We start from the raw sequence: 10,762 nt of genomic DNA, 5'->3' as shown, positions 1-10,762 counted from the left end.
CGACGCGTGTGGATCAACGATCCGGCCAAGCGCAGGGAACCCGCACAACAAGCTTCATAGCACCCCAACCGTCTCACTTGACTTGAAATCTTCCGCCGCCCTGGTCAGAGCGTCGCAGGACGGAGTGTCACCGGGCTATGGCTCTCGGTGGAACGGCCGGTAATCGACAGGGTGGAGGGAAGGCACCACCGCGTACCGGTGCGGCTGCGTGCACTTCCACAGGCGCCCTGGGGTGTCGGCCTTGACGGCGGCGCCGATGCCGGCCCATGACCGTCCGCCCGCCGGTGACGGTGGCGGTGGCGGTGGCGGTGGCGGTCATCGTGGTCACGCCCTCGGGCACGGTGAACTCGTAGCGGCCCGGCGTGGACCACATCTGGGTGGCCTGGGCGGCCGCGGAGGCGGGCGTGCTCACCGTGTCGTCGCACACCAAGTACACCCAAGGCATCCGGCCTCTCACACGGACGTCTCCACCGTGACTGTCGCGAAGCCGCTCGTTCCTGCTCATACAGAGCGTCGCTCAACAGGTCAGGACTTGCGCCGGTCGATGGACTGGATGGAGATGTCGTTGAGCGGGCGGTTGCGCCCGTCGGTGGGGCTCTGCGCGACAGAATCGACGACTTCGTGCCTGCGCCGAAGCTCGTTGCCGAGTGGTTCAGGTGTGGTTGAGGTCCTGTTGGCCCGTGCGGAGTTCGGCCAGGAGGCGCGCGGCGTCCGTGACGAGGGTCCCTTGCAGGGTCGGGGACGCTGGCCGGCTTTCAGGGTGCGTCTGGGAGTGCGTCTGGACCTGAGCGAGTTTGGATGCGGCATCTTCGATCAGCCGGGCGAGGTGGCTGTCGTCGGTTCGGGGTGTCTGCCCTATCTCTTGCATCGCGCTGGCCGAGGTTCTCAGCACGGAGCAGAAGCCGGTGCGGAAGGATGGAGGAAGGTTCTCGATCTCCTGGCTGTCGATGGCGTAGTCGAGGGTGCGCGTGATGGAGCGCAGGTGGTCCAGTGAGCGTTGGGCGATGGTGATCGACGCGCGGGTCCGTGGCAGGGCCCGGGCGGCGCCTTCGAAGCTGCGGCGGGGGTTGAGGAGGCTGTTCTCCTCCTCGGTGTCGATGTTCCGCTGGAGGGTTTGGCAGTCGCGGGCGAGGCGATGCCAATCGCGGCGCCACTGCCGGACCCGGTCGGCATCGGGAATCGTCGCCTCGAAAGTGTCGGCCAGACCGCCGACCCGTTTGCTCATCTCCGCGTAGAGGTCCGCGGCTGCCGTCTGCCGGTGGCGGGCGTGGCGGGCGGGAGCCAGGACGAGGTGGGCGGCGAGTCCGCAGACGGCGCCGATGGCCACCGAAGCGGCCAGGTGGCCGATGTAGTCGATCCGGCCCTGACCGGAGGAGAAGGCGAAGAACCCCACGATGGCAACCTGGTTGCCCTGTTGACCCAGCCGCAGCACGTGGCCGAGCCAGAGCGCGGCCAGGGTGAGGAGACCGAAGGTCCACCCGTGGATGCCCGCGCCGGCCGCCAGGGCTGCGGCCAGTGTCGCGCCGAGCGCCATGGCCAGTGCGTACTGGGCACAGTCGCGCAGTGAGCGGTACACAGTCGCCTGCAAGGCCACCATCGCCGTGTACGGCGCGAACGTGGCCACGGCCGCGGGCAGGAAGTAGCGGGCCAGGGTCCACGCCACCATGGCTGCCACGACCGTCTTGGCGCCCAGAAGCAGAGCGTTCCGTTCACTGCCCGGCGTCCGCACGCCACGCCACGCGTGCGCGGCGGCCTGCGCGGCCGCCGACTTCGCCCTTCCCGGAACACTGAACCACCTCGGCACGACGTATCACCCCCCGGGGGACCGTCTGCCCGTCCGGCGACGACAAACGCGCAGGACCGGCCGGGCGTGCAAACCCCTGCGCCCGGCGTCACCCGATGTGCGGAGATGACGATCAGGTGTTCAGGCGCCCTCAACCCTCCGCGATCTGGCATGCAGGGCTTCGGAGACGGGACGCAGCGGATCACGGTGGCGGGGAGCGAAGGCACCGCATGTGACTATCGCAACTATGATAGTTGGGGTAGGTTGGGTGGATGGAGACGAAGGCGTACACGACGATCGACCTCCGCAAGCAGATGGGCGAGATCCTCGACCGCACCCGGATCGCCGGTGAACCGGCCGCGATCACCCGCAAGGGCAAAACCCTCGCCTACCTTGTGCCGGCCGAATGGTTCGAGCAGTACATGGCACAACACCCCTCGACCCCCGCCGAGCAGGACGCGGCCTGAGGCCGGACCACAGCCATACCAGGAGCCCCTTCGCCATGACAGCGCAGCCCATCCACTTCGACGGCCCGGACGGCGACCAGCCCCGCCGGGTGCCGCTGATGCCCGAACGCACCCCTCAGGCTCTGCGCCTGGCCATCCAGGAACACGCCCCGCACTTGCTGCCGGATTTCGAGGCTCACTGGCGTCGCGCCATCGGGGACGCGTTCAACCTCACCCCGGTCCCGGCCTTCATGCGGCTGTGGTGGACCCAGTACGCCATCGCCCGCGACCCTGGCCTGGAAGCACACCTGCGCGACCTAGAGGCCCGCGCCGCGAAGTCCGAAGACCCCGAGGAATCCGCCCGGCTCCTGGCCGAGTACAGCCGACTGCGCGCCCAGGCGGCCACCGTGGAGCCTGGCCGGTGACCGACGAGCTCCCACGCCCACCCTGGCAGATGGACTGGACGGCAGAGCCGCTCCACGAATTCGAGAGCATGCCCGAGGACGGTAAGCAGCTGCTCCTCTCAGCCCGGGCAGAGCTGGTCACGGCCATCGACCCCTACTAACCGGGGTATCGACGCCGACGTATCCCTGCCTCACTGGATCACCGTCCGCCCGCTGGCCTCGACCAGCCCGGGCGGCCCGCACATCGCCGACCTCGCGGGCGGCCGCGGCTGGCTTGTCTTCACCTTCATACGCCGCAACGCCGACCCTCAGATCACCGTCACCGACGCGTTCTGGGCCTGATCCGGGTGCGACTGACCGCGCTTCCGTGATGACTACGGCTGGTTGAGGTACGGATCCAAGCAATGACGCGATTGTTTGTCTGCCCCCACGTCACACTCCGGGGTGCTGACCAGGGTGACTCGCTGTCGGTCATCTGCGGCGATGTTGACGCCCATGAGGCTGCCACCCTCCTCCTGGCCAACTTCGACTCTCAGCGGTCATGTAATTCGGCTCTGTCGAAGATCTTGTGCTGCCAGGTCTGATCGGGGTAGGGGGCTACGCCGCCGGCTTCGACGCTGATCTCCACCTAGGCGCGCCATCGGCACTGTCGGGGATCGGTGGCGCGATTTCGAACAGGACTGGTAAGTAACCCATCTGTAGATAGGCGGCGCCGTCTTCCGTGAGCTGGAGGCGGCCGCGCAGGAGCAGCCTGTCCGCATCCACCTCCAGAGCCCAAGGCGCGCCCGTGGAGGGCAAGCCGTCCACGGCCGGGCCTGGGCGTCACCGTTGGCGCCCGTCTGGGGCGGTTCGGTGGTCAGGGCTGGGGCGTAGGGCTGGTCGGGTGGGGGATCAGGTCGGTGTCGAAGGTACCGGTTGCGATCTCGCGGGCCAGTTGGGCGAGTTGGTGCTGGTGAGTGCGCGCGTAGGCGCGGAAGGCGGTGAATGCGTCGTCGACGGTAGTCTGCCAGCGCTCGGCGAGGATGCCCTTGACCTGTTCCAGGACGATTCGGCTGGTGAGTGCGGACTGGAGCTGGCCGCGCTCGACCTCACTGTTGTCCAGGGTGCGCTGCTGCTGGATGGCGATGGTCGCGATGTCGGCCAGCGCCTGGGCGAGCGTGAGGTCCGCGGGGCCGAGCGGGGCCGGATTGGTCTGGAACAGGCCGAGCGTGCCGATCACCCGGCGGCGCAGGCGCAATGGGATGGCATTGGTGACGACGAAGCCGGTCTGGCGTGCGCGGGTGGCGAACTGCGGCCACTCCTGGGTGATGTGGGGGTCGGTCAGGTCGATGTTGAGGCGGGGGCTGCCGGTGCGGTAGCACTCGACGCACGGCCCCTGGTCGTGCTGCAGCGCGAAGAGCTCCAGCAGGCGGGTGTGCTCGTCGGACGCCGCGATGGTCTGCAGTTCGTCGTGCTGGTCGGCGAGCAGGATGCCGGCGGCCGCGACGTCGAGGAGTTCCACGCAGCGTTCGGAGAGTCGCTGGAGGAAGTCGATGACGTCGAAGTCGTCGATGAGGGAGTCGGCGACCTCCACGAAGACTTCGGTGAGTCGTTGCTCGCGGGTCATGTCGATCAGTCCTTCTCTGCGTGGGGCGGGGGCGTCCCGTTGTCGTCGTGCTCCAGGCGCAGCCGGCGCTCCACGACGTCCTGGCAGACGTCGGTGATGGGGCGCCCGCTGCTGTAGGCGTGGGCGCGCAGCCGCAGGAGGGCCTGCGGCAGTGTCAGGGCGAGCTGGACGCTGAGCATGCCGGTCGCCTGGTGGACGACCGCACGCTGCAGGGTGTGGGGTGGATCGAGAGGGGCGGGGACGCCGGCGTGGGGTTCGCTGTTGCCCAGGAGGCGGGCGGTGAGGGCGGCGGCGAGTACCAGCGCGTCGCCTACCTGGTGTGCGGTGAGCGCGCCGGGGGTGCGGCGCACGGCGGTCAGCACACCAACGCTGATGGCGCCGATCCCCATCGGGAAGCAGAACACCGCCCGCACCGGTGTGGACTCCGCGGCCAGGGCGGCCCAGCGGTCAGGCCGGACCTGGGCCAGGTCCGGCACCAGCACCATCGCTCCGCTGCGCAGCGTGTCGGGTCCAGGGCCCTCGCCGAGGGTGAACTGCAGGTCCTCGAAGTGCTGGGAGGTCTCATCGGAACACCAGAGCGGTTCGGTCACGTCCCCGGTCAGCAGGGAGACCGCCAGGGCGTCCACGCCCAGCGCGGCGGCGCCCGCCGCGGTGACGTCGGCGACTTGATGGGTGCCGTCCCGGCGCTCGAGTCCACGCAGGACCTCGGCCATACGGTCACTGATCACCGGGCACCGCCGGGCGAGGCTGGTAGCGAAAGTGAGCGGACCCGCATGGTGTCGTGATCCCTTCGCGCGCGCGTCGGCCACGGGCGACTACAGCCCACCCTAGTTCCACCGGATGGCCCCGTCACGACGCCAGGGGCAGAGCGAAGGGCGCCCCGTGCGGGGGCGGGGGACGCACGACGGCGGCCGGAAGGCCCGGCAGGTCTTGGAGGAGGAAGCCGGCACCGGTGAGGTCCAGCAGCCGGGCCAGTGCCCGCCCGGGGTGGTGCAGGCGCAGCGAACCGCCGGCCGCAGCAGCGGCCCTCGCGGCCGCGAGGAAGACGTTGAGGCCGCTCACGTCGCAGAACGTGAGCGCGCTCACATCGACGTCGATGGTGTGGATCCCCTCGCGCGCACAGCCCTCCAGCGCCGCGCGCACGAGTGGGGCCGTAGCCAGGTCGAGCTCACCGGCCAGGATGATCGACGCCCGGACCCCTCGGTCGTGCCGATAGACGTTCAGGCTCTGCAGAACGGGCATGATGCCTCGGTTCACGCGACCAACCGGCGCAGCGCCCCAAGGGCGGAGCCCGGTGTGCGGATCCCGCCCGGCACGCTCTCCATGCGGTCAGACTCTTCGACAGGGCACGGAGCCCTCGGAAGACGCACACAGGCGGTCGGACACGTTCATCCGTCCCCCGCAGGCACCTGTACTACAAGCCAGTACTGGCCACGTCGGGGTCTGGGACGCTTCGCGCAGCATAGCCCGCAACCCGCACTCGGCGTAACCACTTCACATCAGACCGTCCTCCCCAGAGCTCACCCCTCCCTGCTGCTGCGCGGGCTGCCCAGGTGGCGGGGATGGGCCGCTGAGGAATGACGTCGGGAACGGGGTGGAGCGGGGGCTGGATGAGGGGGCGGCCGTCGCCGGTCAGTGAGTGGGCGGTGAAGCCGACGGCGTGGAAGCCGTTGGCCGACTCGAAGGTGACCAGGGTCCCCACGGGCTCGGCGGCGGCCTGCTCGATGACGCGCCGGAGTTCATCAGCCCAGTCGACGCGGGTGCCGCTGCGCCGGTGCGCTCCGCGCCGACGGGGAGGTGGAGGACCAGGCCGTCCGGGACGCCGGTGACTTGGAGGTAGAGGTGGTCGCCTCCGGGGGTGACGGCTGTGACCTTGTCGGCACGGATACGGGTGGTGGGGCCCATACGCAGCCAGACTCGGGCCGTCCGGCGTTCACCATGTCCGGGCCGGTGTTCGCAGGGCCGCCGGCGGGTGGCCGGTGCTGGTTGTGTTCACACGGCCACGATCCCAGGGTCTGTGCGGCACGGGTGGTGCTTCGTCTCTTCTGCAGCATCGGGGGAGACGCGGGGGCTACCAGGGGAGGCAACCGTGGGGGACTCATGGAGGGGAACCGGGGGGAAGCGGCCTTCGGGGATGGATGACTGTCATTACCGCCTGCCCAGGCCTCCGCCTGCCGGCCGGCTACTGCCGCGAGGCGGCCGGATTTGCCGGGGCGGCAGGTCAGCGGGGACCGCGCCTCAGATGCCGGGACTGCCTCGTTCGGGTGGAATCTTTCCCTCCACGGGGGATCTGTGCTGGTCACATGGGGTGAAAGGGCTGCGTGACGCGTTTCCTGCTCCGTGGTGGCGGGCGTTGATGGGGTTGTGAGTACATCGAGCACCGTCCCGATACTGCCCGGCACTCCCTCGGTATCGGCGGGTCCTACCCCGCACGACTCGGGCGCGGACACCGCGCCCGGCGCCATAGTCGTCCACTCCCACACCACCCTCGACACCACCCTGGTCCTCCACCTCACCGGGGAGATCGACCACTTCAGCGCCGCCCCGCTGCGGGCCCTGTTGGCCTCGGCCGTCTCCGACGGCTACACCGGGCTCGTTCTGGACACCTCCCGCGTCACGTTCTGCGACTCAGGCTTCCTGGCCGTCCTGCGGTGGTGGCCCCAAAGCGGGCGCCGCCTCAGGCTGGCGAACCGCTCCCGGGCCGTGGAGCGCCTCCTGCTCGCGGCCGCCGCAGCGGCACAGCAGCCGGCCCCGGCCGGCTCACTGACGGCGGTGGCCACGTCATGACGTTCATACTCCTGACCTGTGTCCCGATGCTCGCGGCGGTACTCCTTGCGTACTGGGAACCACGCGAACCACGCCGCCACCGGGCCGCACAATCTCCCCGGACCACGCCTCACAGGACCCTGATCCACTGCCCCCTGGCGCCCCCTGTCTTGAGCTCCACGGCATAGACCAGGGCAGGTGGGGCCCGCGACAGCCGCGTGGGCCCCACCCTGCCCCGTCCCGGAGGGAATCCCGTCCCGTGTCGCTGACCCCCCGGGCGTGCGGGCGTCGAACCCACATGACGACCACCACAACGACGATGCGGCTCACCCCCGTCACCGGTGACCAGCCCCACGGCGGAGAAACGATTCACCGCCACAGGCTGGAGCCGATCTTCGCCGAACTCGCGCAGCGGTGGGAAAGCGCAGGACACCTCGTCCCGGGCCGGCACGACGAGGAATGGGCCGTCCTCATCCGCCGCTACACCTGGCCCCGCCGCTGAGATCCTCCGGTGCGGATCGCCCCCGGCACCGCACCGCCCCACGGGGAGTCTTCGCACCACCGGCGCCCGGCCCGGCCGCCGGAGCGGCCGGAACGTACCGGGGGACAGCCGCGATTTTGCGGGGCTGTCCGTTGCTGATCTCCACTGACGGCAGTTGATCCCGGGGACAGTAGTCAGCCGAGGGAAGGAACCCGCTCCGTGTCCGCCGAACTCTCCGAGGACCTGAAGAAGCTCATCGACGACAGCCCGGTTTTCGCGACCGTCGCCACGATCCAGCCGGACGGCAGCCCGCAGCTGTCGATCACCTGGCTCACCCGGGACGGCAACGACCTGCTGGTATCCACGACCCTCGGCCGACGCAAGGAGAAGAACCTGCGCGCCGATCCGCGGATCACCGTCATGATCAACCCGCACAACGCGCCCTACACCTACGCCGAGGTCCGCGGCACGGCCACGCTGACCACTGAGGGCGGGCAGGAACTGATCGACGAACTGTCGCGCAAGTACACGGGCAAGGACTACGCCGACTTCAACCCGGCGTCCAAGGACGACACCGACCGGGTCGTCGTCCGCGTCACCCCGCGCAAGGTCGTCGGCTCGATCTGACACACGCTTCCGGCACCCTCCTCTGAACGGACGCCGGACGGGTCCTCAGGAGATTTACCTGCGGGCCCGTCCGGTCGCTGAGACGCGGCACCCCGAATCCGAGCGGGACCCGACAGCAGTTCGCGCGGTGAGCTCTACTTGGCCCGCGCGGCTTCCCGGTGTCCTCCTGGACCGGGCGTACGTCGGTGCCGGGCACGGCCGCGGGTGGGGAACATGCGCCGCCGACGTCCTGCGGATCGCGTTCGAGGAGTTCTGCCTGCTCCTGGACTTCGCTACCGCCCGCACCGCCCTCGACGAATCCGGCCCCGGACCTGGGTAACCGGCCGGGCGGTCGCGTGTTGAACCGGATATGACCACGACGACGATGCGGCTTACCCCGGTCATCGGTGGACGGCGAGGAGGCGGAGAAACGGTTCCCCGCCCCGACCTGGAACCGATCTACGCGGCTCTCGTCCAGGAGTGGCAGAACACAGGACGCCTCGACCCGGGCCGGCACGAGGAAGAAGGGGCCACCCTCGCCCGCCGCTACCCCTGGCCCCACCCCTGACCCACCCCCCGTGGTGCCTGTCCCCGAGCCGGGCACCACCCTCAGGGGAGCGAGCCCCCGCGTACCGGCGCGCATGCTCCCCCGACTGCCGGAGCGGCGCACCGTGGTTGGGCCCGCCGCTCCGGCAGCCCCCCGCCCAGGTCAGCGCAGCCGCTCCGTGTCGAGCCGCTCGCGCAGGTACAGCAGGGTCGCCGCGTCCGCGACCTCGGCCAGCACCACCAGCAGGGACCGGATCCGCTCGTCATCATCGTGGCGGACCGTCTCCACGATCTCCTCCACCGTCTCCCTGGCCCGCGGGGGAACAGCCGCTCCCTCGCCCGGCAGGTGGGTCATACGGTTGTCCGCGGCGAAATCCACCGCAACAGCAGAGCACAGACCAGCGGCGCCGAGTGCCTGTGCGGGCAATGACGACGGCCCCTGACGCCGGGGGTGGGTCAGGGGCCGTCACGCAACCCGGCCCGTGGGGGAGGAGGCCGGGGCGCCTGTCGCCGTCTCCAACGGCAAAAGGTCCGGCCAGGTCACGCGGATGGGGCCATCGAGATGCGCAGCCGGCAGGTGGGCCGTCAGCAGGCGAGGGCATCCAGTGCGAGCACCGAGCGGGCGGAGCCGGAGGGCCGGCGGCGCGCGCAGGGCCGGCTCGGCCGGCTCTCGGCCGGTACTGAACCCGCTCGGGTGGCAGCTGTGGCGTGTGGCGTAGTCCCGTGCTGGCTTTGGCCCGGTAGCGGGCATGGATGGCGCAGCCACTGCCCCTGATGTGAGGAGCTGACAGTCGATGTTGGAGCGCGCCCGGCGTAAGAAGCAGACCGAGATCACGTTCGTCCTGCCCGCCGGCCATCCGGCCGGTGAGGTCAGCGTGGTCGGCGACTTCAACGACTGGCGGCCGGGCGCCCACCCGATGCTCGAGCGGCCCGATGGCAGTCGTGCGGTCACGGTCACCCTGCCGGTGGACCAGCGCCACGGCTTCCGCTACCTCGCCGATGGCGGCCACTGGCTCGATGAGGACGGCGCTGACGGCCATGACGGCCGCAACAGCCTCCTGCACACCTGACAGCCCGCCTCACCCAAGAAGGAGAGTTCACGAACGTGACCGACATGTGGAGCTACAACCCCGCCTCGCACTACACGCCCGGCACCAGCCTGGTCGGCTTCAAGGTCGAGGCCACCGACGGGCACATCGGCAAGGTCGACGAGGCCACCGAGGAGGTCGGCTCCTCCTACATCGTCGTCGACACCGGCCCCTGGATCTTCGGCAAGGAGGTCCTGCTGCCCGCCGGCACCGTCGTGCGCGTCGACGTGAAGGAGAAGGAGATCCAGGTCAGCCTCACCAAGGACCAGATCAAGGACTCGCCCGAGTACGACAAGGACAAGCACCGCGGGGATGCGGCCTACCGCGACCAGCTCGGCCAGTACTACGGGCGCGGCCACATCTGAGCCCGGCCCGCCGGGCCGCGGTTCCCCCACCACGTACGGGAGCCGCAGCCCGGCAGGTGATTCGTCGAGGTCGCCTGCCCATCGGGCGGCCAGGCGACAGCGCCGCTGACGCACAGAGCGGCCCGACGGGACGCTCTCCGCCGGCCTGCGGTCACACCACCGTCGCGCCAGGCGCGGGGCAGCCAGCCGGTCTCCAAACAGACCATCTCCACGATCACCGATTCGGTGATGGAGGGCATGGCCGAGTGGCAGGCCCGCCCGCCCCGCCCACCTCCTCAGGCGACGCCCGGGGCACGGGGACACGCGGCCCGGCCAGGAACGAGGCAATACGCGCCGCCGAGATCCCCAGACCACTGGGACCCGACAGAGCGGCAAGACCGGACACGGCCACCACAGGCTCCTCCTCCACGCTGCGCACTCCGTTCTTCCCATGACCTGCCGCTGCGGCCGGCGGGTGCTCCGCTGCGCGAACGACCGCGGAGGCCGAAGGTCACTGGCCGGTCCGATTTTCAGGAAAGCCCGCGGCCGGTAGGCCACGGGCTTCCGGCTCGCCCTTGAACGGCCGGGGCGCCGGTCGTGGCCCGGCCGGTCAGCCCCTGGCCGCGCCCAGGCGCGCACCTTCGGGTGCTCGGCGATGTCCAGGTGTCCGTCGGCGCGCCCGACCGGGGCCG

15 protein-coding genes are annotated in these 10,762 nt (G+C 70.2%); 10 read left to right on the top strand and 5 right to left on the bottom strand.

Annotation, left to right across the window (positions count from 1 at the left end):
- Positions 1 to 652: 652 nt before the first annotated feature.
- The gene (locus ACIQV3_RS39440; protein WP_403721885.1) at positions 653 to 1,675 is read right to left on the bottom strand and encodes an aromatic acid exporter family protein; all 1,023 of its coding nucleotides are present in this window, start codon (positions 1,673 to 1,675) and stop codon (positions 653 to 655) included.
- A 380-nt stretch (positions 1,676 to 2,055) separates the two neighbouring features.
- Here ACIQV3_RS39440 and ACIQV3_RS39435 point away from each other — a divergent pair, with 380 nt between their 5' ends.
- Genes ACIQV3_RS39435 through ACIQV3_RS39425 form a run of 3 tightly spaced genes read left to right on the top strand, consistent with a single transcriptional unit; the run spans position 2,056 to position 2,794 of the window.
- The gene (locus ACIQV3_RS39435; protein WP_403721882.1) at positions 2,056 to 2,250 is read left to right on the top strand and encodes a type II toxin-antitoxin system prevent-host-death family antitoxin; all 195 of its coding nucleotides are present in this window, start codon (positions 2,056 to 2,058) and stop codon (positions 2,248 to 2,250) included.
- A gap of 35 nt (positions 2,251 to 2,285) precedes the next feature.
- A complete protein-coding gene (locus tag ACIQV3_RS39430) occupies positions 2,286 to 2,654 on the top strand; it encodes a DUF6247 family protein (protein WP_403721879.1) in 369 nt (122 codons plus the stop codon).
- A complete protein-coding gene (locus ACIQV3_RS39425) occupies positions 2,651 to 2,794 on the top strand; it encodes a hypothetical protein (RefSeq protein ID WP_403721878.1) in 144 nt (47 codons plus the stop codon). The genes ACIQV3_RS39430 and ACIQV3_RS39425 overlap by 4 nt, the downstream gene beginning before the upstream one ends.
- A gap of 695 nt (positions 2,795 to 3,489) precedes the next feature.
- Here the strand turns inward: ACIQV3_RS39425 and ACIQV3_RS39420 are convergent.
- The 3 genes from ACIQV3_RS39420 to ACIQV3_RS39410 form a co-directional block, all read right to left on the bottom strand.
- Positions 3,490 to 4,239 (bottom strand): GAF domain-containing protein, encoded by a 750-nt coding sequence (locus tag ACIQV3_RS39420; protein WP_403721876.1) that lies wholly within the window; start codon positions 4,237 to 4,239, stop codon positions 3,490 to 3,492.
- A 5-nt stretch (positions 4,240 to 4,244) separates the two neighbouring features.
- Complete coding sequence (locus ACIQV3_RS39415) at positions 4,245 to 4,967, bottom strand: ANTAR domain-containing protein (protein WP_403721874.1); 723 nt, start codon at positions 4,965 to 4,967, stop codon at positions 4,245 to 4,247.
- 121 nt (positions 4,968 to 5,088) lie between these two features.
- On the bottom strand, positions 5,089 to 5,481 hold the full coding sequence (locus tag ACIQV3_RS39410; RefSeq protein ID WP_403721873.1) for an STAS domain-containing protein: 393 nt from the start codon (positions 5,479 to 5,481) through the stop codon (positions 5,089 to 5,091).
- 1,122 nt (positions 5,482 to 6,603) lie between these two features.
- Between ACIQV3_RS39410 and ACIQV3_RS39405 the strand changes: the two genes are divergently transcribed.
- The 5 genes from ACIQV3_RS39405 to ACIQV3_RS39385 all read left to right on the top strand — a co-directional run bounded on the left by ACIQV3_RS39405 (position 6,604) and on the right by ACIQV3_RS39385 (position 8,660).
- Positions 6,604 to 7,026, top strand: coding sequence for an STAS domain-containing protein (locus ACIQV3_RS39405; RefSeq protein WP_403721872.1), 423 nt, complete (start codon positions 6,604 to 6,606; stop codon positions 7,024 to 7,026).
- A 277-nt stretch (positions 7,027 to 7,303) separates the two neighbouring features.
- A complete protein-coding gene (locus ACIQV3_RS39400) occupies positions 7,304 to 7,507 on the top strand; it encodes a hypothetical protein (protein ID WP_403721869.1) in 204 nt (67 codons plus the stop codon).
- A gap of 198 nt (positions 7,508 to 7,705) precedes the next feature.
- The gene (locus tag ACIQV3_RS39395; RefSeq protein WP_403721866.1) at positions 7,706 to 8,113 is read left to right on the top strand and encodes a PPOX class F420-dependent oxidoreductase; all 408 of its coding nucleotides are present in this window, start codon (positions 7,706 to 7,708) and stop codon (positions 8,111 to 8,113) included.
- Between the two features lie 127 nt (positions 8,114 to 8,240).
- Positions 8,241 to 8,432: a hypothetical protein gene (locus ACIQV3_RS39390; RefSeq protein WP_403721863.1), complete on the top strand. Its 192-nt coding sequence runs from the start codon at positions 8,241 to 8,243 to the stop codon at positions 8,430 to 8,432.
- Positions 8,433 to 8,462: 30 nt separating this feature from the next.
- On the top strand, positions 8,463 to 8,660 hold the full coding sequence (locus ACIQV3_RS39385) for a hypothetical protein (RefSeq protein ID WP_403721862.1): 198 nt from the start codon (positions 8,463 to 8,465) through the stop codon (positions 8,658 to 8,660).
- A gap of 141 nt (positions 8,661 to 8,801) precedes the next feature.
- On the opposite strand, the gene ACIQV3_RS39380 is transcribed toward ACIQV3_RS39385, so the two are convergent.
- Positions 8,802 to 8,993 carry a hypothetical protein gene (locus ACIQV3_RS39380; protein ID WP_403721857.1) on the bottom strand — a complete coding sequence of 64 codons (192 nt, stop codon included), beginning with the start codon at positions 8,991 to 8,993 and terminating at the stop codon, positions 8,802 to 8,804.
- Between the two features lie 439 nt (positions 8,994 to 9,432).
- Here ACIQV3_RS39380 and ACIQV3_RS39375 point away from each other — a divergent pair, with 439 nt between their 5' ends.
- Entirely contained in the window at positions 9,433 to 9,708 is a 276-nt protein-coding gene (locus tag ACIQV3_RS39375) for an isoamylase early set domain-containing protein (RefSeq protein WP_403721855.1), read from the top strand.
- 44 nt (positions 9,709 to 9,752) lie between these two features.
- Entirely contained in the window at positions 9,753 to 10,091 is a 339-nt protein-coding gene (locus ACIQV3_RS39370; RefSeq protein ID WP_403721892.1) for a PRC-barrel domain-containing protein, read from the top strand.
- Positions 10,092 to 10,762: the final 671 nt, after the last annotated feature.

Source organism: Streptomyces sp. NPDC099050 (assembly GCF_044759865.1).
Classification (GTDB): Bacteria; Actinomycetota; Actinomycetes; order Streptomycetales; family Streptomycetaceae; genus Streptomyces.
Note: the sequence above shows the minus strand (reverse complement) of the source record. Positions and strands in the feature narration are given on the sequence as shown.

Bases quoted from the DNA above. Each gene is read 5' to 3' on its own strand.
- ACIQV3_RS39420 (WP_403721876.1), bottom strand. From the start codon at position 4,239: ATGACCCGCGAGCAACGACTCACCGAAGTCTTCGTGGAGGTCGCCGAC.
- ACIQV3_RS39370 (WP_403721892.1), top strand. From the start codon at position 9,753: ATGTGGAGCTACAACCCCGCCTCGCACTACACGCCCGGCACCAGCCTG.
- ACIQV3_RS39380 (WP_403721857.1), bottom strand. From the start codon at position 8,993: ATGACCCACCTGCCGGGCGAGGGAGCGGCTGTTCCCCCGCGGGCCAGG.
- ACIQV3_RS39385 (WP_403721862.1), top strand. From the start codon at position 8,463: ATGACCACGACGACGATGCGGCTTACCCCGGTCATCGGTGGACGGCGA.
- ACIQV3_RS39410 (WP_403721873.1), bottom strand. From the start codon at position 5,481: ATGCCCGTTCTGCAGAGCCTGAACGTCTATCGGCACGACCGAGGGGTC.
- ACIQV3_RS39430 (WP_403721879.1), top strand. From the start codon at position 2,286: ATGACAGCGCAGCCCATCCACTTCGACGGCCCGGACGGCGACCAGCCC.
- ACIQV3_RS39435 (WP_403721882.1), top strand. From the start codon at position 2,056: ATGGAGACGAAGGCGTACACGACGATCGACCTCCGCAAGCAGATGGGC.
- ACIQV3_RS39400 (WP_403721869.1), top strand. From the start codon at position 7,304: ATGACGACCACCACAACGACGATGCGGCTCACCCCCGTCACCGGTGAC.
- ACIQV3_RS39375 (WP_403721855.1), top strand. From the start codon at position 9,433: ATGTTGGAGCGCGCCCGGCGTAAGAAGCAGACCGAGATCACGTTCGTC.